This window comes from Radicibacter daui (genome assembly GCA_030657355.1).
Taxonomy (GTDB): Bacteria; Pseudomonadota; Alphaproteobacteria; order Radicibacterales; family Radicibacteraceae; genus Radicibacter; species Radicibacter daui.
In genome coordinates, this window is the sequence record CP131056.1 from 925,083 (window position 1) to 943,913 (window position 18,831).

Annotated in this window: 19 protein-coding genes; 8 read left to right on the plus strand and 11 right to left on the minus strand. The window is 66.2% G+C overall.

Translation table 11 applies throughout. The features are described from left to right. The first annotated feature begins 107 nt into the window (after positions 1-107). Complete coding sequence (locus QTL98_RS04290; protein WP_445680989.1) at positions 108-1,595, plus strand: hypothetical protein; 1,488 nt, start codon at positions 108-110, stop codon at positions 1,593-1,595. Positions 1,596-1,660: 65 nt separating this feature from the next. Beyond that, the gene (locus QTL98_RS04295; protein ID WP_445680990.1) at positions 1,661-2,881 is read left to right on the plus strand and encodes a hypothetical protein; all 1,221 of its coding nucleotides are present in this window, start codon (positions 1,661-1,663) and stop codon (positions 2,879-2,881) included. Positions 2,882-2,885: 4 nt separating this feature from the next. Here QTL98_RS04295 and QTL98_RS04300 read toward each other — a convergent pair whose 3' ends face one another. Next, a complete protein-coding gene (locus QTL98_RS04300) occupies positions 2,886-3,872 on the minus strand; it encodes an alpha/beta fold hydrolase (RefSeq protein WP_445680991.1) in 987 nt (328 codons plus the stop codon). 78 nt (positions 3,873-3,950) lie between these two features. Between QTL98_RS04300 and QTL98_RS04305 the strand changes: the two genes are divergently transcribed. The 3 genes from QTL98_RS04305 (at position 3,951) to QTL98_RS04315 (ending at position 7,802) form a co-directional block, all read left to right on the plus strand. Continuing rightward, positions 3,951-4,616: a response regulator gene (locus QTL98_RS04305; protein WP_445680992.1), complete on the plus strand. Its 666-nt coding sequence runs from the start codon at positions 3,951-3,953 to the stop codon at positions 4,614-4,616. 66 nt (positions 4,617-4,682) lie between these two features. Further along, a complete protein-coding gene (locus tag QTL98_RS04310) occupies positions 4,683-6,731 on the plus strand; it encodes a PAS domain-containing hybrid sensor histidine kinase/response regulator (RefSeq protein ID WP_445680993.1) in 2,049 nt (682 codons plus the stop codon). A gap of 414 nt (positions 6,732-7,145) precedes the next feature. Further along, entirely contained in the window at positions 7,146-7,802 is a 657-nt protein-coding gene (locus QTL98_RS04315; protein WP_445680994.1) for a hypothetical protein, read from the plus strand. Between the two features lie 33 nt (positions 7,803-7,835). On the opposite strand, the gene QTL98_RS04320 is transcribed toward QTL98_RS04315, so the two are convergent. Beyond that, entirely contained in the window at positions 7,836-8,558 is a 723-nt protein-coding gene (locus QTL98_RS04320; protein ID WP_445680995.1) for a Crp/Fnr family transcriptional regulator, read from the minus strand. Positions 8,559-8,800: 242 nt separating this feature from the next. Here QTL98_RS04320 and QTL98_RS04325 point away from each other — a divergent pair, with 242 nt between their 5' ends. Both QTL98_RS04325 and QTL98_RS04330 read left to right on the plus strand, forming a co-directional pair. Further along, positions 8,801-9,346, plus strand: coding sequence for a hypothetical protein (locus QTL98_RS04325; protein WP_445680996.1), 546 nt, complete (start codon positions 8,801-8,803; stop codon positions 9,344-9,346). A 107-nt stretch (positions 9,347-9,453) separates the two neighbouring features. After that, complete coding sequence (locus tag QTL98_RS04330) at positions 9,454-9,663, plus strand: hypothetical protein (protein WP_445680997.1); 210 nt, start codon at positions 9,454-9,456, stop codon at positions 9,661-9,663. A 16-nt stretch (positions 9,664-9,679) separates the two neighbouring features. Here QTL98_RS04330 and QTL98_RS04335 read toward each other — a convergent pair whose 3' ends face one another. The 7 genes from QTL98_RS04335 to QTL98_RS04365 form a co-directional block, all read right to left on the minus strand. Then, entirely contained in the window at positions 9,680-10,096 is a 417-nt protein-coding gene (locus tag QTL98_RS04335) for an EVE domain-containing protein (protein WP_445680998.1), read from the minus strand. A 25-nt stretch (positions 10,097-10,121) separates the two neighbouring features. Continuing rightward, positions 10,122-10,409 carry a YciI family protein gene (locus tag QTL98_RS04340; protein WP_445680999.1) on the minus strand — a complete coding sequence of 96 codons (288 nt, stop codon included), beginning with the start codon at positions 10,407-10,409 and terminating at the stop codon, positions 10,122-10,124. 200 nt (positions 10,410-10,609) lie between these two features. Then, positions 10,610-12,136 carry a tripartite tricarboxylate transporter permease gene (locus tag QTL98_RS04345; protein WP_445681000.1) on the minus strand — a complete coding sequence of 509 codons (1,527 nt, stop codon included), beginning with the start codon at positions 12,134-12,136 and terminating at the stop codon, positions 10,610-10,612. Between the two features lie 9 nt (positions 12,137-12,145). Then, complete coding sequence (locus QTL98_RS04350; protein ID WP_445681001.1) at positions 12,146-12,583, minus strand: tripartite tricarboxylate transporter TctB family protein; 438 nt, start codon at positions 12,581-12,583, stop codon at positions 12,146-12,148. 53 nt (positions 12,584-12,636) lie between these two features. Further along, positions 12,637-13,620 carry a Bug family tripartite tricarboxylate transporter substrate binding protein gene (locus tag QTL98_RS04355; protein WP_445681002.1) on the minus strand — a complete coding sequence of 328 codons (984 nt, stop codon included), beginning with the start codon at positions 13,618-13,620 and terminating at the stop codon, positions 12,637-12,639. Continuing rightward, positions 13,617-14,459, minus strand: a complete 843-nt coding sequence (locus QTL98_RS04360) for a citryl-CoA lyase (protein WP_445681003.1) — start codon at positions 14,457-14,459, stop codon at positions 13,617-13,619. The genes QTL98_RS04355 and QTL98_RS04360 overlap by 4 nt, the downstream gene beginning before the upstream one ends. Continuing rightward, on the minus strand, positions 14,456-15,649 hold the full coding sequence (locus tag QTL98_RS04365) for a CaiB/BaiF CoA transferase family protein (protein ID WP_445681004.1): 1,194 nt from the start codon (positions 15,647-15,649) through the stop codon (positions 14,456-14,458). The genes QTL98_RS04360 and QTL98_RS04365 overlap by 4 nt, the downstream gene beginning before the upstream one ends. Positions 15,650-16,015: 366 nt before the next feature. Here QTL98_RS04365 and QTL98_RS04370 point away from each other — a divergent pair, with 366 nt between their 5' ends. Beyond that, the gene (locus QTL98_RS04370) at positions 16,016-16,723 is read left to right on the plus strand and encodes an IclR family transcriptional regulator (protein ID WP_445681005.1); all 708 of its coding nucleotides are present in this window, start codon (positions 16,016-16,018) and stop codon (positions 16,721-16,723) included. Here the strand turns inward: QTL98_RS04370 and QTL98_RS04375 are convergent, their stop codons facing one another. Both QTL98_RS04375 and tsaD read right to left on the minus strand, forming a co-directional pair. After that, positions 16,724-17,722 carry an NAD(P)H-dependent glycerol-3-phosphate dehydrogenase gene (locus QTL98_RS04375; protein ID WP_445681006.1) on the minus strand — a complete coding sequence of 333 codons (999 nt, stop codon included), beginning with the start codon at positions 17,720-17,722 and terminating at the stop codon, positions 16,724-16,726. It lies immediately after the preceding gene. Next, positions 17,719-18,819 carry a tRNA (adenosine(37)-N6)-threonylcarbamoyltransferase complex transferase subunit TsaD gene (gene tsaD / locus QTL98_RS04380; protein WP_445681007.1) on the minus strand — a complete coding sequence of 367 codons (1,101 nt, stop codon included), beginning with the start codon at positions 18,817-18,819 and terminating at the stop codon, positions 17,719-17,721. Before tsaD ends, QTL98_RS04375 begins: the two co-directional genes overlap by 4 nt. Positions 18,820-18,831 lie beyond the last annotated feature (12 nt).

The window sequence follows — 18,831 nt, forward strand, 5'->3', positions numbered from 1 at the left end:
CTGCTTCCGGCACTACCGCAGCTATGGGTGCAGGCTGGAGGTTGCCCCCTGTCGCGCTGGCGCCTTATGGTGTTGAAATAACTGCATGCTCGGGCGGGGAGGCGCGGGTGAAGAGGCTCAAGGCTTGGCGCGCGCCTGCGGGTGCATTGCTGCTGGTGGCGGTTTCTATCGCCGCCGGACTGCCGCTGCTCGCCTTTTCGCCCCCGGCACAGGCGCAGAATGAGGATGTGTCGGTACCGCCGCGTGTCCTCCAGGATGTCACCGACGCCATGGTGGCCGATCCGCCGGATTTTGACCGGTTCGGTGCCCTGCTCAAGGAAGCGCCGCGCGCCTCGGGCGAGCTGGTCTCCCGTGCCATGCTGGTCAGGCCGCAGATGGTCGGGCAGATCACCGATGCCGCCGTCAGAGCCGTGCCGGACCAGCTGGACACCGTGCTGCGCCGCCTCGTGCAGGCCGCACCGGACAAGGCCGCCGTCATTGCCCAGGCTGCCGTCAAGGCCTCTCCCTCTTCTGCGACGCAGGTCTCTGACATCATCGCCAGCATTGATCCCACCGCTGCCATCGGGCTGAAGCGGGTGATCCAGGGTTCTGGAGGCCATACCGGCGGAGGGGCAATGCCGGGAATGGTTGCGGGCGGTGCAGCCGCTGCCGGTCCGGTCCAGTCGGCGGTGCCGGCCCTCGTCTATGCCGAAGCCCGCGCCGGCGGAGAGCCGCGCGAGCAGGCCCGCCGCATCGGCGACGGTGTTTCCGCCATCATCGCCGCCAGCGTGCACGAGCAGCCGCAGCTTGCCGACAACATCATCTCGCTGGGGCTTGAGGCGCTGGTAAGTTCCGCCCGCTCGCTGGAGCCGCGTACCGGTTCGCTGGTACTGGGGCAGGTGCCGGTGCTGGTTGCCTATCGCATCATCGGCAGCCGGGCGCAGGCCACGCCGCAGAGCGCCACCAGCGCCGGGGTTGTCGCCGGCGCCATCGTGCGCGCCTTGCCGGATGCCCTGCCCACGCTGGTGCAGGCCTCGGTCGAGGCGAGTGCCGAAGGGTTGCTGCAGTCGGTCGCCGATACTGCCACCTATCGCAACCTCCTGAGCCGGTCGATGGTCGATATCGCCGGCGAGGTATCGCTCTACCAGCCCACCCGCGGGGCGACACTGGCGCAGATCATGTTGCAGTCCGCGCAGATGGCAACGCTGCGCAGCCGGCCCGCCGCGACCCAGGGGTTGGTCGAGGTGCTTGCCCCGCCGCTAGCGGTGGCACTGGTCAGCAGTGCATCGCAGGTGCCGGGCGCGGGCGACCCGGCCCGCATGGCCGGTGACGTGATGGCCGCTATTGCCCGCCTCTCGCCGGCCAGTGCCACGCAGGTCACCGCGTCCCTGCTGGCCAAGGTGCCGACAGCCGGGCCGCAGGGGCAGGCGCTTGCTCGCGCCATGGCCGGGGCTCTGGTGGCGTCCGCCGGCGCGGTGGATCCCAAACTCGTCGGGCCGGTCACCACGGCGGCTCGCCAGCAGGTGCCGCATTTCGACAGCCCCGATGCGCGGTATGTCGCCACACCCTATTCCACTGGCGAACTTTCCCGGCCTGATTTCGGACCGGGCAATTGATGGCAGCGCCGGCATCCGGCACCATCGGCCCCGCCGGAAACGAGCCAGAGACGCGGAACGGATCCATGTTGTCAAAGCGGTTCACGATTGTTGCGCTTGCCCTGCTGGGGCTGGCGGCGGTGCTGCCTGCCGCCGCACGGGCAGCGGGGCAGGCGATCACCGGCACCTCGCCGCCGGAAATCGCCTCGGTGCTGGCGCCGCGCCCGGCCGGCGAGAATATCCGCCTGTTTGATTTTTTTGCCGCCAACGCCGTGGCCTGGGTGCCGTTCAACGGAACCGATCTGCAACTGCTGCAGGGGGGCTCCGCCGATGTGGCCGTAGGCCGGATGCTGGCGCGGGAGCCGCTGCCTGACCGTGCCGGTCTCAATGCCGGTGTGCGCGCCCGGCTGCGCCGGCTCGATGCCGGCATGCTGCAGGGCAAGCCGGTCCGTATCACCATCCGCGCCATGGCCGACCCGAAGAACCCGGCGCAGGCCTTTGCCGTCTCGCTCGCCAACGCGGAGGCCGAGACGCCCTGGACCAGCTTTTCTCCGGGTCCGGAGATGCGCGACTTTTCCTACACCGTGACCTTTCCCGACGAGCAGCTCTTTACCCGCATCGCTTCGGTCGGCATCTGGCCGGATGTCGACGGGCGCGGGCATGGCATTCTGGTGGATTATGTAACAGTCGAGCCGGCAGAGGAGGGGGCGCCAACTGCCGAAGCTTCTCCGGTGCCGGCGGCGCCTGTTGCGCTGCCGGAGCCTCCGGCACCGGCAATGCCGGCCCCCCCGCCCACTCCCGGGCCTGAGGTTGCTGCCGCCGAGCCGCCGCCGTCACCCGCTCCGGAACCGGCACCCGCCGCGAAACCGGTAACCGTTCTGGCCCCGGCCCCTGTCCCTGCCCTAGCCCCGGCCCCTGTAGCCAAGGCCGTGCCGAAAACCCCGGCTCCAGCAGCTGCGCCGGCTCCGGCCGCACCGGCGCGCCAGGACATAGAACCGGAGACGGTCTACATCCCGCCGCGCCCGGCAGATGCCGGGCAGTGGGTGGCGCATCTGGCCTCCTATCTGGAGCCGCAGCGAGCCCTTGTCGGGTGGAAGGAGATTGTCGGCCGTGCTCCCTCGGCCTTTGCCGGCCATCAGCCGTTCCTCAGCAGCGTCGTCATTGCCGGCGGCAAGCAACGGATCAGGCTCTCTGCCGCACCCTTTGCCGATCAGGCCGCCGTCGATGCCTTCTGCCAGCGCCTTGCCAAGGCCTGGCCCTCCTGCGAAGCACTGCTGGTGCCGCCGCAGGATGTCGTGAAACCGTAAGAGCCTAGATCCCGGCGCGGGCCAGAAGGGCGTCGAAACCGGCCAGCACGTCAGCCCGGATGGCGTCCTTTTCCATCAACAGTTCGTGCTCACCGGGGTGGTGACTAAGCCCGGCCTTGAGCAGCGCGGCGAGAGCCGTGTGGGTGCCGGCGGGGACGACCCTGTCCGCCGGTGCGCTGAAGATATGGAGGGGAAGGCGCGGGGCCTCGGGCGCCCTTTTTCGTACCGCCGCCATGGAACGGAAGGCCGCCTCCAGCCAGCCCCATGTCACGCCGCCCGTCCGCAGCGCCGTATGGGCAAGCAGCAGGCTCCGGGCCCGCTCGTACCGGTCCCGGTCGCTGGTCACCACGTTTGCATCAAAAGCATCGGCCGCCGGATCGCTGTCATGCTGGCCGGGGGCATAGGCCTCGGCAAAACCGAGCCGGCAGGCGAGGCTGGCAAACATGGCGGCAAGGCCTTGCGGCAAAGGGCCGACATTGATGCCGCTCATCGGGCTCACCAGACCCGCCGCCGCAACTTCCAACCGGGTTTCGCCCAACCAGCGCAGTGCGATGTTGCCGCCCATCGAGTGAGCCAGCACCACCCTTGGAACCGCCACAGCGGCAAGGCGTGGCTCCAGTGTGCGCATCACCGCCACGCATTCGCCGATGTCGTTCAGGTGTCCGCGCTGCGGGTGCGTCGCGGCGACGGGGGTAGAAAGGGCCTGGCCGGGCCAGTCCGGGGCCAGGACGTAAAAGCCGCGCGCCGTCAGCTCCGACGCCACTTCGGCATATTTCTCTACGAACTCCGCGCGCCCCTGAAACAGCAGGCAAACTCCGCGCGCGGAGTTTCCATCACCCTCCTGCGGCGCCCAGCAGGCAAGGCGTACTCGCCGGCCTGCGGATTGGTCGAGCCAGCAGGCGCGGGCAGCCGGAAAGATATCCGGCGCCAGATAGGGCGCAGCCGGGAGAGTAGTAAGTCCAAGGGATTGCTCGAAGATTGTCTCTGGCATCGCGTACCGCGGTCATGGCGTTGCGCATGCAAACATGATAGCTCTATTTCCGGGTGAGGTATCAAGCGGGGCAAGACAATGCGCGTGTTACTGGCCGACGATCACGATCTCGTTCGTGATGCCCTCAAGGATTATGTCGAGCGGCTCGATCCGAGCATTACCGTTATGACCTGCAGTTCTCTTGGCGAGGCGATGGAGCGCGTCAACGATCTGGGAACCGGCGTCGATGTCGATCTCGATCTTGTCCTGCTCGATCTCAACATGCCGGGGATGGACGGGCTCACGGGGCTTGAGCGGATGATCGACCGCCTGCCCGATACGCCGGTCTGTCTCATCTCGGGCAGCATGTCGCGCAAGGACGTGATGCGGGCGCTCGATCTGGGTGCCGCCGGCTTCCTGCCCAAGACGCTCTCCGGCAAGGCGCTGCTCAATGCGCTGCGCCTCATTATCAGCGGCGAGGTTTTTGTTCCGGCCACGGTGGTGGCGGGCGGCGTGGAAGGCACGCGGGCCGACATCCCGACCGACGAGATCGTCCCGGCACCGGAGACGCTGGCACTGACTCCGCGCGAGCGTGAGGTGCTGTCGCATCTGGCCAAGGGCTGGTCCAACAAGGAAATTGCCCGGGCGCTCGATCTGCAGGAAGTGACGATCAAGCTTCATGTCCGCGGCGTTTTCCGCAAGCTCGAGGTGCGCAACCGCACCCAGGCCGCCCGCAAGGCGGCCGATCTTGGACTTGTCGACTGACGGCGCACCCGTCCTGAGGGCCGGCCGGGACTTCCGGCCGGTCGCCTGCTGGCCGGAATCACGGCGATGAGTATTCCCGGCGACCCGCATGAGCGCGACGTCCGCACGGCGGAAAGCCGCTTTATCACCCTCTTCGAGCAGGCGCCCATCGGCGTGTCGATCGAGGATATGGGCGGGCGCTATCTGCGCACCAATCCCGAATTGCAGAAGATGCTCGGCTACAGCGAGGCCGAGCTTGACGGTCTCAGCCGCTTCGAGCTGACACCGGTAGAGGGGCTCGCGCTCTATCTGCCGCAGATCGCCGAGATGATGGGCGGCATGCGCGAGCGGGTGGATGTGGTGCTCCAGCAGCGCTGCAAGGCCGGCAACTCAATCTGGACGCGCCTGTGCGCAGCGCCGCTGACACTGGAAGCGGAAGAGACCGGCGAGGCGCAGATCATCTGCATGGCGATGGATGTGACGCCGCTTGTCGAGGCCCGCGACAGCCTTGCCCGGCGCCAGCAGGCCATCGCGGAAGCCCAGGACGGTATCGCCATCTGCGATGAGCGTGCCTGCTTTACCTTTACCAACCGGGCCTTTGCCGATCTGTTCGGTGGCGGTCCCGCGATCGCCCTAGTCGGGCGTTCCTGGTACGACCTTTATGGCGATCTGGCCGACGATGTCCGGCTCATGGTTGTTCGCGGCGTGGCCAAGGGCGGTACCTGGCAGGGTGAGCTGGAGCCGGTGCTGGACGGGCAGAAGCGGGTGCACGAACTCTCCGTCACCGGCATGCCCGATGGCGGGCTGGTCATCGTGGCGCGCGATGTCACCGAGCGCCGCCGGGTGGAGGAGGAGCGGGCGCGGCTGCGCGAGCAGATTTTGCAGACGCAGAAGCTCGATGCGGTGGGGCGTATGGCAAGCGGCGTGGCGCACGATTTCAACAACCTCATCGCCGCCATCAACAATTACTCGGAAATGGTGCTGGAGGATCTGCCGCCGGATCATCCCAGCCGTAATTATGTCGAGCGTATCCGCCTTGCCGGGCGCAAGGGGCAGGGGCTGGTGCGGCAGATTCTCGGCCTCAGCCGCCAGCAGCCGGGCGAACGCACGCCGGTGGCGATTGCCGATCTGATGTCCGACGCGGTGGCGACAGCCGAGGCATCGCTTGGCGATGGCGTCCGGTTCGAACAGCAGGGGCCGGAGGCGGGGGCGGTTGTGCTGGGCAGTGCCCTGCAGCTTGAGCAGGTGGTGGTGAACCTGCTCGTCAACGCCGTCCATGCCAGCGAAAAAACCAGGGCGGACGGGGCGGCGACGATCCGCGTAGACTTACGGGCCGGCTTTTTCGATGAAGCGGCGCTGGCGCAGCTGGGCGCTCCTTTCGGACTCGATGCTGCCGATCGCCACATTCTCCAGCCGTCCCCGGGCCGTACCGAGCTCTGGCTTGGCAAGCTGGCACCGGCAACCTCCTATGTCGCCGTTACCGTCGCCGACAGCGGCAGCGGTATGCCGCGCGATGTGGTCGAGCGCATGTTCGATCCGTTCTTTTCCACCAAGGCGGTCGGCAAGGGGTCGGGCATCGGCCTCGCCTCGGTGCTGGGCATCATCCTCGCCCATGAAGGCGGGTTGCATGTGGCAACCGAGCCCGGCGTCGGCACCAGTATCGATGTTTTCCTGCCACTGGAAGGCGGCGGAGCGGGGGGCAGCAGCGCGCAGCCGGCTGCTGCCGATGTCGTACCGGAAGTTGCTGCCGGGCCGCGCGAGTGCATTCTTGTCGTGGATGACGATCCCGATGTCGGCAAGGCCACCTGCACCATTTTGAGCAAGCTTTCCTATGGCGCCGAGCATCTGGCGTCGCCCGAGGAGGCGCTGGAGGCGCTCGCCGCCACGCCGGGACGCTGGGAGCTGGTGATTACCGACGAGGCGATGCCGGGCCTCAGCGGCATCGAGTTTGCGCGAGCGCTCAAGGCGCGCGGCGTTACCATCCCCGTCATTCTGTGCAGCGGTCATGCGCTGGCGATCAATACGGCGGAGGCCTACGAGGCCGGCATTGCCGCGATGATCGACAAGCCTTTGGTGCCGCGCAAGCTGGCGCGTGTCGTGCGCCGGGCGCTGGATGAGGCAACGCGCAGCGCCTAACCCGGTGAGGCGGCAGGTTTTTCTTCCCGACTCGGCGTTTCCCGGAGAGGCTGGCGCGGCGTCGCAACCTCGCTCCGCGGTCATTGCGTTGCAGCAGGAGAGAGGGCACGAACTGCCTTGCCTCACCTTATCCGTCGCCGGCTTTTGCGAATCCCACCCCATGTTGCCGGAGGGTGACAGGCGGGCCAGCTGCGTAGGGATGGCGAGGTGGCTTTTACGTCAAGGGCTTGTTGCCCGGGGATAAAGTGATTTTTCAGCAAGCGCGGCAGTATAGCTATCCATCAACGCCTTAGGTTGCGCCGCACTAAACCCCTATAATTGCCGTTATGGGGCGGTCTCATGAGGCCGCGGCGGGAACCGGATGCGACACCCAGAGCGTTGATATCATCCGGACGGGTGCAGGTAGTGTGTGGCATGGGCCGGTTTAAGCTTTTCCTTCTGGCGGGTGTTTTGTCCGTGGCGCCGTTTTCGGCAGCCTGGGCCGATCCTGCGTCTATTGGTGGCTACGCCCTTGGCGGCGCCGCGCTGGCGCCTGTTGCCTCCGGTAATTTCACTGCCGATGCGTCCACCGCCGGCGAAACTGCCGACTGGCAGGCCGGCGCCCTGGTCACGCAGCCGTCCGCATCCCACGGGGCCAGCGTGGGTGGCTACGCGCTCTGGCATATCGACGAGGCCAGCGACCTTGCTGCGGCCATCGTGCAGGGGCCGGGTGCCAGCCTTGCCGCACCGGGTGCCGACCTTTCCATGAGCACGCCGCCCACCTCGGCGGACACCATCGCGCTCGGCTTCAGCTACGGTGCGCGTCTGGCTCCGGATGTCTCGATGTCGCTCACGCCGAGCGTCAGCTGGTCCAATCCTGAATTCTCGCCGGATCTCGGCGGCGCCGGCGCGGCCCAGCAGTTCGGCCTGCATCTCGGCATGTCCTGGCAGATCAATGATTATATGGGTCTCAGCGGTGGCGCCGGCGCGGTGCGCAGCCTGTCGATGAGCCCGCAGCAAGCCGGTACGGCCGACGGTTCGGGCTCAAGCCTGCGCCTTTATACCGGCGTGGCGCTCGGCTTTGATTTCTGAGCCGGGCGGGCGCCGGATTTTCCTGCGCTTTTCTCAGGCCCCTTCCGCGAGCAGCTGCAGCTCTCCCACATCCTTGATCTGGAACCGGTGTCCTTCCAGCAGCCTGATGGCGCCGGAGGTCTTGAGCTGGGTAACCGTGCGGCTCACCGTCTCGGTGGTGAGGCCCAGATAATCGGCGATGTCCGATCGGCTCATCGGCACATAGAGCGGATTGCCATCCTCCCCGCGCTGGATTGCACGTTCGCGCAGCGAGAGCAGGAAGCTTGCCACCTTCTCCTTCGCGCTCTTGCGGCCCAGCAGCAGCATCTGGTCCTGCGCCGTTGCCAGTTCGCGCGAGGCGAGGGTGAAAAGCCGCCGGTGCAGGTGCGGATAGCTTTCCAGCATGCGTTCCAGCTTGGTGCGCGGGAAACGGCATACCGTCACCTCGCTTAGCGTTTCCGCCGAATAGACGTAGGTGTCCGAAACGGCAAAGCCGATGAAGTCGCCGGGAAACAGGAAGCCGGTCATCTGCCGGCGACCATCCGGCAGCAGCTTGTAGATTTTCACCGCACCGCTGGTGAGATTGTAGAGATAGTCCCCGGTCTCTCCCTCATTGAAGAGGGCTTCACCCTCCGCCAGCGTGACCGTCTGCATGATCGAGGCGAACTGTTCCAGCTCCGCCGGCGCCAGGGCCGAGCAGATCGCCCGCGCGCGTACGGGGCAATCCGGGCAGACGCCGCTCTGCTGCTTGTGGGCGCAGCTCTCAGCCAGAAACATTGTCCATATCCTTGCCGGGGGCGGATGGGGGCCTGGGCCGGCCGCTCCGGCAAGCGGCGGGCCTGATCCTTGCGGGCCCCCCTTCGGGGGGCGTTGCGCCGGATCGTACCCGAGTGCGGGCGCAAAGGTTTTGATGCAGATCATGGTTTGCCGGGCAGGCACCGCCGGATGATGGTGGCAAAGAGCCCTTCCGGCATGGACCCGCGGAAGGGCCGCACTCGCAAAGCCCCGGACACGCTGCCATGTCGATTGAACAGATCAGCCCGTCAGACTATCTGCCTGGCCACCCGACCACCCACCCCGATGCAACGGCCGGTTATTACGCTGTCGACCGCCTCGGTGTTGCCGAGGCGCTGATCGCGCTGCCGCTTTGCCAGAGTTTCTATCCGCAGGTTGGCCGGCAGCAATGGCAGCGCTTTGTCAGCGAACAGGAGACGCGCGAGGCCGGCGTGCTGGTCGCGCGTGATCCCTTTGGCATTATCCACGGCCTTTTGTGTTACCGCGCCGTACCCGATCTCACCGAAGGCAAGGTGATGATCATCGACAAGATCGCCGTTGCCGGCCCGGTCGATCGCAAGGTGGCGCTGACGGCGCTGCTCTCGGCCGTGAATGCACTCGCCGCCCACTTCAATTGCGCACGGTTAAATGCCATAATACCGGAATGGCGCACCGCCGGCGCTTCCTACCGCATCTGGTTGTCGGAAGCGCTGCGGGAATCGGGATTGCAGGTTACGGCCGCCATCCTGACCTGCGAGGTTGCGCCGATGGGCACCGGCATTACCGATTGAAACCGGAAGCGAGAAAGCCGCCTTTCCTCCGGTCGGTCTGAAGTCGCAAGCGGCGGCAACCCGTCTGGCCGGTCTTTGCAGACCGGGCCGGACACGGAGGAAGTGCCATGAACACGCTTTACGACATCGAAGCCGAAATCGCGCGTGTGCGCGGTCAGCTGGATGACGAGACGGCCCCGGCCAAGCGCGAGGCGCTGATGCGCGTGCTCGCCAAGCTGCGCCTGTCGCGCGCCTCGCTGGTCGAACAGGCGGCGCACCCCACCCGCGACTATGTTGCGGGCGAGGAAGAGACGCCCTTCGGCCACATCTACCGCTAGGGCGTCCTGCCCGGCGTCAGCTGGCGGAAATGCCCGCCAGCTCGCACAGATGCGCCCATTCCGCGTCCGACACCGGGCAGACGGAAAGGCGTGACTGGCGCACCAGCGCCATACCCTGCAGCTTCGGATCGGCCTTGATCTCAGCCAGCGTTACCGGCCTTTTCACCGGGAACAGCGCCTTGAGGTCGACCATGCCGAACCGGCCCGTCGGGTCGGTATGATCGGGGTAATATTCCTTCACCACCTCGACGACGCCGACGATCCGCTTCTCTTCCACCGAATGATAGAAGAAGCCGCGATCACCGATTTTCATCGCCTTCATGTTGGCGGCGGCCTGGTAGTTGCGCACCCCGTCCCAGAACTGCACGCCCTTGGCCAGATGCATGTCCCACGACCAAGTGTTGGGTTCGGACTTGTAGAGCCAGTAAGCCATCTCTTGTCTCTTTCCTGTCGGTGCTTCAGGCGGCGGGCTTGGGGTAGACCTTGCTGGTCGCCTTGATGGTCACGCTCTGGAACAGGCCTGCCTGCGCGTAGGGATCGGCCTCGGCAAAGGCTGTGGCGTCGGCAAGATCGGTTGCCTCGACGATCAGCAGGCTACCCAGCGCCTTGCCATCGTCGCCCAGCAGCGGTCCGCCATAGACGAGGCGGTCATTGTGCCGGTCGAGATAGTCGATATGCGTCGGCCGGGTGACCATGCGCAGATCAAGCGCGTTCGCCTTGTCGAGGCAGTAGATCGTAAACAGCATGGGAGCAGACCATCAGGCGGGTTGGATTGGCCTGCGACGGTAGCGATGCCTCCGGCTGGCGGCAAGGCACTGGCTGCTTTCTGTTTGAGCGCGCCGGTGGTGGTGCTCCCAAAAAAGAAAGCACCGGAGCTTGGCGGTGGGGCCGCGGGGCTGCCGGTGCAGGGAGGAGTTCGAACAGGGAGGGCGGAGCCGGGGTTCCTTCAGTCGCTGTCCAGCGCCTCATTGTTGACGGCGGCCGGGCGGATGAAACGGCCGATGAAGAGCGGCAGGACAAAGCCCAGGATCGCGCAGGTCCAGATGGCGATGGAGAGCGGGCTGTCGAGCAGGGCCCCCCAGTTGCCGTCCGAGATCGTCAATTCGCGCCGCAGGTTGGTTTCCATCAGCTTGCCAAGCAGCACGCCAAGGATCACCGGCACCAGCGGAATGTCCATCTTGCGAAAGAGCCAGCCCATGATGCCGAAGCCGACCATCACCAGAAGGTCGAAGCTGGAGCCGGAGATACCGTAGATGCCGACGAACGAGACCATCGCCACCGTCGGCATCAGATAACGCGAGGGTACCTGCAGCACCCGCACGAAAATCTTCACCAGCGGTAGGTTGAGTGCCAGCAGCATGATGTTGGCGATGAAGAGCGCGGCGATCAGGCCCCAGACCACGTCGGGGTGCTTCTGGAACAAAAGTGGCCCCGGCGTGATGTTGAGCGCGAGCAGCAGCGACAGCAGCACGGCGGTTGTCCCGGACCCCGGCACGCCAAGGGCCAGCATCGGTACAAGGGCACCGCCGGCGGCAGCGTTGTTGCCGGCTTCCGGTGCGGCAACGCCGCGCGGATCGCCGGCGCCGAAGGTGCCCTTGCGGCCGGAGACCTTCTTTTCCAGCATATAGGCGAGGAAGGAGCCGAGCGAGGCGCCGGCCCCCGGCAAGACGCCGGCAAGAAAGCCGACGATGGTGCCACGTGTCACCGCCGGGGTGACATGCCCCAGCATCTTCGCCGATGGCATCGAGCGGCCGAGCGGCACCTTGGTAGCATCGACGCCGCCGCCGGCGCGATGCTCGAGGAAGACGAACACTTCCGACAGGGCAAACAGGCCGACGATGGCAACGAGAAAATCGATGCCGTCATAGAGGTGGATGTTGTTGAAGGAAAAACGCGCCACCCCCGTTTGCAGGTCGACGCCGACCATGGCGATCAGCAGGCCGATGCCGGTGGCAAAGGCAGCCTTGATCTGGTTGCGCGCGGCCACGCCGCCGATGGTGGCAAAGGCGAGTGCAAAGAGGGCGAAATATTCTGCCGGGCCGAACAGCAGCGCCACCTTGACGAGCTGCGGCGCCAGAAACACAAGGCCCCAGGTCGCAAAGAAGGCTCCGACGAAAGAAGCGATACCGGAGATCGCCAGCGCTTCGCCGGCCTTGCCTGCCTGGGCCATCGGGTAACCGTCAAGGCAGGTCATCATCGCCGGCTCGTCGCCGGGAATGTTGATGAGGATAGAGCTGATGCGGCCGCCATACATGGCGCCGTAATAGACCGAGGTCAGCAGGATGAGAGCCGGCGTCGCCGGCAGGCCGAGCGAGAAGGCGAGCGGAATGAGAATGGCAACGCCGTTCGAGGGGCCGAGGCCCGGCAGGGCTCCGATGATGGTGCCGAGAAAGCAGCCAAGGGCGGCGAGCGCCAGATTCTGGAAGCTGAGTGCCACCAGGAACCCGTCGCCAAGTGCGTGAAGTGTATCCATGGCGGCCTCCTAGAACCCCAGCGGCCCACGGGCGAGATTGAGCCCGAGAGCAAGATGGAACACGACGAAGATCCCGAGCGATATGGCAAGCCCGGCAAGGGCGGCCTTGGGCAGCGTGGCCCCCAGTCGCCAGGCGAGATAACCGGCGGCAAAAACGGTGGCGATCACGAATCCCAGCAGGGGCAGAAGCTCGGCATAGGCGACGAACACCGCCGTGCCGGCACCGATTTCAAGCAGGGTGGCGAGCGCCGGCCATTGCGGTTCGGGGTCCGGCTTCAGGATGAGGCCGAGACCTGTCAGCCCGACAAGCACACAGATGATGATGGGAAACACCCGGGGGCCGACCGGATCGGAAATGAACGGCTCTTCGATCAGCGTTGCGCGCCAGATGAAGAAGGCGGCAATACCGAGGGCAATCACCCCGAGGATGCGGTCCGTGATCTTCATGTTGTTCTCCCGCAGGCGGGGGAACGGCCGGTGGCCGGCCGCCCCCGCAGCGACTATTTGATCAGGCCGATTTCACGCGACAGCCCCTGGATGTCGGTGATCGAGTCCTTCACGAAGGCTTCGAACTTGGCGCCCTGAAGGTCGAGCGGAGCGAGGCCGTTGGTCTCCATCACCTTCTTCCATTCCGGCGAGTTGTAGAGTTTGGCGATGCTCTCTTCCCAGAACTTGTAGGCTTCATCGCTCATGCCGCCCGGGCCGTAGAAGCCGCGCCAGTTGGCGCCAATGGCATCAATGCCCTGCTCGCGTGCTGTCGGGAATTTGGCAAAATCGCCCGGCATGCGTTCCGGCGCCAGTACGGCGAGCACCTTGATATCGCCTGAATCGACAAAGCCCTTGGCTTCGGAGGCATCGCCGCTGAAGGCCTGCACCGAGCCGGCCAGTAGCTGGGTGATAGCCTCGCCGCCGCCCTCGAAAGCCACGTACTTCACCTTGCGCACGTCCTTGAAGCCGGCCTTGCGGGCAGCGATCAGCACCTTGAGATGATCCCACCCGCCCACGGCCGAACCGCCGGCGAAAGCGATCGAGCCGGGGTCCGCCTTGATCTTGTCGAACAGCTCCGGAAGCGTGCTGATCGGCGAGTTCTTGGAGACGGCGATCACGCCATAATCGGCGCCGACCGAAGCGATCCAGCGCACCTGGTCCATGTTGGCGCCCGGGAAGGCGCCCTGGGCGAGGCGAGTGGAGGTGGCGGAGGAGGCGGCAACAATCAGGTTATTGTCCTTGTTGCGCTTGCCCGTCACCTCGGCATAGGCAACGCCGCCCGAGCCGCCGGTAAGGTTCGTTACCTGCATCGTGCCCGAGATCAGGCCCAGATCCTGCAGCGTCTTGCCCACCTGGCGGCAGGTGAAGTCCCAGCCGCCACCGGGATTGGCCGGCGCGATACATTCGGTCGAGCCAGGGTCGAAGGCATGGGCGGTGCCGGGCAGCGCCAGCAGCGCGCAGGCGAGGGCCGCCTTGCAGAAGGTTGAGAATTTCATTGAATTTCCTCCGGTTTTTCTTGTGCCAGTGAAGCGGGCGCCGGTCCCTCGTAGGTGTAAAGGAAGCGGGGCGGGACCGGGCCCTTGTTCCTGCCGCCCTGCTGGGTCTGTTCCCAGGCGTGGGCGAGTATTCCAACCGAGCGGGAAAGGCAAAAAAGCCCGCGCGCCAGCGGCGGCGCACAGCCCAGCTCGGCAAAGATCACGGCGGTGGCGCCGTCGATATTCATCGGCACCGGGCGGTCGCGACCTTTTGAGAGGGTGGCTTCGACGGCGCTGCCGATATCGGCGAAGCGGCCGGAAACCGCGCCGCGTCCGGCAGCCTCGCGCACCAGCGCCAGCAGGCGGGGTGCGCGGGGATCGCCATCCTTGTGGAAGCGGTGGCCGAAGCCGGGGATAAATTTGGATCGGGTCGCTTGCCAGCCGGCAATTGCCGCGGCGGCGGCCTCCTCAAGGCTCTCGCCAGCCTCAAGGCACCGGTCAATCTCGTAATAGAGCTCCAGCGTCTGCTGGCCGGCCCCGCCATGCACATCGCCCAGCATATTGACGGCGCTGCCGATGGCGTTGTTGAGCGGCAGGCCGCAGGTAACGGCCATGCGCGCGGCGGCGATGGAGGGGGCCTGCGGCCCGTGGTCCACGGCGGCGACCAGTGCGGCTTCCAGCAGGTGCGCTTCATCCGCGCTCGGCAGCCGCCCGGCGACCATCAGCCAGATCATTGCCGGGAAGCTCACAGTGCCGGCCAGTTCCTCGATCGGGTAACCGCGAAAGCGGATAGTTCCCGGCCGCATCTCGATGATCGAGGTGCGCCACCAGTCGCGCACCTCGGTCCGGTCGTCGCTCATATCTCACTCCTGTCGCGCATCGTGCTGATCTGGTCCGGGCTAAAGCCGAGGGAGGCCAGGATGTCGTCGTTGTCCGCCCCCAGCGCCGGTGGTGGTGCTGCTACCGCCGGGGCGATGCCATCGATCTTGATGCCGGTGCGCAGTACCGAGATCGGGCGGTCCACGCCCGGCGCAGCCGAGAAGCGGGCAATCATGCCGCGCTCGCGGATCACCTCGTGTTCCAGGACTTCCGGCAGCTCCAGCACCGCCCCGGCCGGTACGCCGAGCTGGTTGAGTTCGCGTGCCCAGTCACGGGCACTGCGCCCGGCCAGGGACTTCTCGATCTCGGCCTTCAGCGCGGCGCGGTTGCGCTTGCGCTCTTCGCGGGTGGCAAATTCCGGCCGCTCCAGCAGGTCTTCGCGTCCGATGTGCCGGGCCAGCAGGCGCCATTGCTCATCCTTGTTGGCGGCGATGTTGAGCGGGCCGGTTCCGGTCATGAAGGTGCCGGACGGGGCGGACGTCAGGTTTTCATTGCCATTGGGGGTGGGCCGCTGGCCGGCGATGAGCCAGTTGGAGACCGCCCAGCCCATGGTGGCGATCAGCGATTCCAGCATCGACACATCGATGAAGCCGCCGCGCTCGGGGGCGTTGAGGGCAGCGGCAATGGCAAAGGCGGCCGTCAGCCCGCCAACCGTATCCGCCACCGGATATCCGACACGCAGCGGGGCGCTGCCGGCATCGCCGGTAATCGCCATCACGCCCGAGGTGCCCTGGATGATCTGGTCATAGGCCGGGCGGTGGGTCCACGGGCCGGTCTGGCCGAAGCCGGAGATGGCGCAATAGATCAGGTTCGGGCGCACCTCTTTCAGCGCCTCATAACCAAGGCCAAGGCGGTTCATCACGCCCGGCCGGTAGTTTTCCACCAGCACGTCCGCCGTCGCCACCAGCCGCCGCAGCACCTCGCGCCCGGCCTCGGTCTTGAGGTTGGCGGTCACGGATTTTTTGCCGGCATTCTGGGCCAGGAACGAGACGCCCATGCCGGCGGCGTTAAGCTCGGGGTCGGCGCCAAGCTGGCGGGCGAGGTCGCCGGTTTTCGGCACCTCCACCTTGATCACTTCCGCGCCCAGATGCGCCAGCTGATGGCAGCAGAACGGGCCTGCCAGCACGTTGGTCAGGTCGAGGACGCGGATGCCGTCAAGCGGGCTTTTCATCTCAAGGCTCTTGTTCATCGGGGCGGAAGGAACGGGTGCGGACGATGCTTGCGGGCAAAGGCCGGGTGTTCGGCCCCGCCGGTGGGCGGCGTGGCCGTTGAAAGAAAGTTCGTCTGTCGGGAGAGGGCTGATGGGGCGGCGCCAGGCCTGCGGGCGGATTGCTGCGCAAACCTGTTGAAACATCCCGGCGAACAGTGTCCTCAATTTCACCTGAAGACGGGGCGGGGATATTCCGGCGGCCGCAGGCGCTCAGGCGCCCTGTGGCTGCATCGTGGGTTTCCTCCGTTCGGTTCTTTATGGCGTTCTATCTAACAGAACGACGTTTTATCTAATGAAACGTGATGATATAGATCGGCGGAATTGTCAATGACCGTGCCTGAAGGGGGCAGCATGTCGGATGCCAAGGGCGTCGAAGCCGTTGAGCGCGCGCTGCAAATCATGGATTGCTTCAGCCCGGGAACGCCGGAGCTGGGATTGGCGGATATCGCCCGGCAGACCGGCCAGTACAAAAGCACCATCCTGCGCCTTGCCGTTTCACTGGAGCGATTCGGCTATCTGATCCGCATTGAGGGGGGGCGTTACCGGCTCGGGCCGGCGATCTGGCGGCTGGGCTCCACCTACCGTCAGGGCTTCGATCTTTCGGACATCATGCGCCCGGAGTTGAAGCTGCTGTCGGACGCCACCAACGAAACGGCGTCCTACTATGTGCGGGAAGGGAACACCCGGACCTGCCTGTTCCGCAGCGAACCCACACGCTCGATCCGCCATTCGATCGCCGAAGGGGTCAACATGCCTCTTGGGCGCGGGGCAACGGGCAAGATTTTGATGGCCTATTCAGTGCCGCTCGACCCGGCTTATGAGGACATCCGGGCTGCCGGTTATGCGGTGTCGCTCGGGGAGCGTGATCCGGAGGTCGCGGCCATGGCGGTGCCGATCGCAACGCCGGATGGCCGTCTTCTCGGCGCTATCGGGGTCTCGGGCCTGATCACGCGCTTCGGACCTGATCGCCATCCGCAGCTTCTGGCCGCGTTGCGCGATTGCCAGAAGCGTCTGACGGACCAGATTACCGGCTGATCAGTTGCTTTCCGCGCGGAAGGGGCGGGAGAGCAGGGCTTCCAGAATGGAGGCCGGACTTGCCCCGTCTTCCAGAATGGCGCGTACCCCGCCGCAGATCGGCATGTCGACGCCATGGCGGGCCGCCAGCGCTGCCAGCGGGCCGGCGGTGCTGGCGCCTTCTGCAACGCTCACGCGGGTGGCGAGAATCTCATCCAGCGTCTTGCCCTCTCCCAGCGCAACGCCGAGCGACATGTTGCGCGACTGGGGGGAGTTGCAGGTGAGCGTCAGGTCGCCAAGGCCGGAAAGCCCCATCAGCGTTTCCCGCTCGCCGCCCAATGCCAGGCTTAGCCGCCCGATCTCGGCAAGGCCGCGCGTTACCAGTGCGGCGCGGGCGTTATCCCCGAGCTTCATACCGAGGGTAATACCACAGGCAATGGCGAGCACGTTCTTGACCGCGCCGCCCACCTCGGCGCCGACCACGTCGTGCGACCAGTAGGGACGCAGGCTGCGCGTGCCGATCATCTCGACAAGGCGCCAGCCGGTCTCCTTATTTGCGCAGGCGAGCGTCACCGCCGTTGGCAGGCCGCGAGCCACTTCGGCCGCGAAGGTCGGGCCGGAGAGCACGGCCACTTCATGGCCGGGCAGGCACTCGCGGGCAACTTCGCTCATCAACGCGCCGGTGCCGGCTTCGATGCCTTTGGCGCAGAGTAGCAAAGGCGCGCCCGGGGCCAGATGGGCGGCAAGGGCAGTGCCCCACTGGCGCAGATGCTGGGCCGGTACGACCAGAATGGCGGCATCCGCCTCCTCTGCTGCCGTCAGGCTGGCGGTCGGCTGGATGGCCTCTGCCAGTGGCACGCCCGGCAGGTAGCGGCTGTTTTCGCGGGCGGTTGCCATGGCAAGGGCGGCTTCCGGCGAACGCATCCACAGATGCACATCGTTGCCGGCACCGGCGGTAGCCTGCGCCAGCGCCGTGCCCCAGGCGCCGGCCCCGAGGATGAAGAGGCGCGCACCGCTCATGCCTTTACTCCCGCGCCCGGTTTGGGTTCGGCATCGGGATCGAGCGGCCAGCGCGGGCGCGGCGCAAAATCGAGCCCGCTGGTCTCGCCGCGGCGGAAATGCTCAAGGCCGGCCCAGGCGATCATGGCGGCATTATCGGTGCAAAGCCCGATGGGCGGTGCCACGAAATCGAGCCCGTTTTCCCCGGCAAGCGCGGTCAGGCGCGCGCGCAGGTATTTGTTGGCGGCAACGCCGCCCGCGACCACAAGGCTCTGCCCTTCGGGATGGCGCTGGCGGAACAGCCGGATGGCCCGGCGCGTACGGTCGACGAGCGAGTCGCCCACCGACTTCTGGAAGGCTGCCGAGAGATCGGCAATGTCCTGTTCCGTCGGATTTTCCAGCTTCTCCAGTTCGCGTCTCACCGCGGTCTTGAGGCCGGAGAAGGAAAAGTCGCAGTCATCGCGGCCAATCATCGGTCGCGGCAGCGCAAAGCGGCTGGCATCGCCTTTGGCAGCGGCGGCCTCGAGCCGCGGGCCGCCGGGATAACTAAGGCCCATCAGCTTGGCCGATTTGTCGAAAGCCTCGCCCACCGCATCGTCGATGGTGGTGCCAAGGCGGGTATAATCGCCGGGCCCGGAGACGATCAGCAACTGGCAATGCCCGCCGGAGACGAGCAGCAGCAGGTAGGGAAAAGCCACATCGTCGGTAAGGCGCGGCGTCAGCGCATGGCCTTCAAGATGGTTGACGGCAAGGAAAGGCAGGCCGCGGGCGGCGGCAAGGCCCTTGGCCATCATCACGCCCACGATCACCCCGCCAATGAGGCCCGGGCCGCCGGTGGCGGCCACGGCGTCGATGTCCTCCCAGTCACAGCCGGATTTTTCCAGCGCCTGCGCCACCAGACCCGGCAGATGCGCAAGATGCGCTCGGGCAGCAACCTCCGGCACCACGCCGCCATAGGGGGCGTGGTCGTCCAGCTGGCTCAGCACGACATTGGCCAGAATATTGCGCTCGCCATCCACCACGGCAGCGGCGGTCTCGTCGCAGCTGGTCTCGATACCCAGCACGATGGGGCCTTTTGCCGGGGCGGCAGGATCAAGCTTGGGGTTGCTGTTCGTCATAAGCCCTCATAA

What these genes read in the sequence shown, in the direction of transcription:
- QTL98_RS04300 (WP_445680991.1), bottom strand. Translation starts at nt 3,872, where the DNA reads ATGCCAGAGACAATCTTCGAGCAATCCCTTGGACTTACTACTCTCCCG.
- QTL98_RS04345 (WP_445681000.1), bottom strand. Translation starts at nt 12,136, where the DNA reads ATGGATACACTTCACGCACTTGGCGACGGGTTCCTGGTGGCACTCAGC.
- QTL98_RS04350 (WP_445681001.1), bottom strand. Translation starts at nt 12,583, where the DNA reads ATGAAGATCACGGACCGCATCCTCGGGGTGATTGCCCTCGGTATTGCC.
- tsaD (WP_445681007.1), bottom strand. Translation starts at nt 18,819, where the DNA reads ATGACGAACAGCAACCCCAAGCTTGATCCTGCCGCCCCGGCAAAAGGC.
- QTL98_RS04375 (WP_445681006.1), bottom strand. Translation starts at nt 17,722, where the DNA reads ATGAGCGGTGCGCGCCTCTTCATCCTCGGGGCCGGCGCCTGGGGCACG.
- QTL98_RS04305 (WP_445680992.1), top strand. Translation starts at nt 3,951, where the DNA reads ATGCGCGTGTTACTGGCCGACGATCACGATCTCGTTCGTGATGCCCTC.
- QTL98_RS04315 (WP_445680994.1), top strand. Translation starts at nt 7,146, where the DNA reads ATGGGCCGGTTTAAGCTTTTCCTTCTGGCGGGTGTTTTGTCCGTGGCG.
- QTL98_RS04340 (WP_445680999.1), bottom strand. Translation starts at nt 10,409, where the DNA reads ATGCTGTTTACGATCTACTGCCTCGACAAGGCGAACGCGCTTGATCTG.
- QTL98_RS04325 (WP_445680996.1), top strand. Translation starts at nt 8,801, where the DNA reads ATGTCGATTGAACAGATCAGCCCGTCAGACTATCTGCCTGGCCACCCG.
- QTL98_RS04330 (WP_445680997.1), top strand. Translation starts at nt 9,454, where the DNA reads ATGAACACGCTTTACGACATCGAAGCCGAAATCGCGCGTGTGCGCGGT.
- QTL98_RS04365 (WP_445681004.1), bottom strand. Translation starts at nt 15,649, where the DNA reads ATGAAAAGCCCGCTTGACGGCATCCGCGTCCTCGACCTGACCAACGTG.
- QTL98_RS04335 (WP_445680998.1), bottom strand. Translation starts at nt 10,096, where the DNA reads ATGGCTTACTGGCTCTACAAGTCCGAACCCAACACTTGGTCGTGGGAC.
- QTL98_RS04320 (WP_445680995.1), bottom strand. Translation starts at nt 8,558, where the DNA reads ATGTTTCTGGCTGAGAGCTGCGCCCACAAGCAGCAGAGCGGCGTCTGC.
- QTL98_RS04310 (WP_445680993.1), top strand. Translation starts at nt 4,683, where the DNA reads ATGAGTATTCCCGGCGACCCGCATGAGCGCGACGTCCGCACGGCGGAA.
- QTL98_RS04295 (WP_445680990.1), top strand. Translation starts at nt 1,661, where the DNA reads ATGTTGTCAAAGCGGTTCACGATTGTTGCGCTTGCCCTGCTGGGGCTG.
- QTL98_RS04360 (WP_445681003.1), bottom strand. Translation starts at nt 14,459, where the DNA reads ATGAGCGACGACCGGACCGAGGTGCGCGACTGGTGGCGCACCTCGATC.
- QTL98_RS04370 (WP_445681005.1), top strand. Translation starts at nt 16,016, where the DNA reads ATGACCGTGCCTGAAGGGGGCAGCATGTCGGATGCCAAGGGCGTCGAA.
- QTL98_RS04355 (WP_445681002.1), bottom strand. Translation starts at nt 13,620, where the DNA reads ATGAAATTCTCAACCTTCTGCAAGGCGGCCCTCGCCTGCGCGCTGCTG.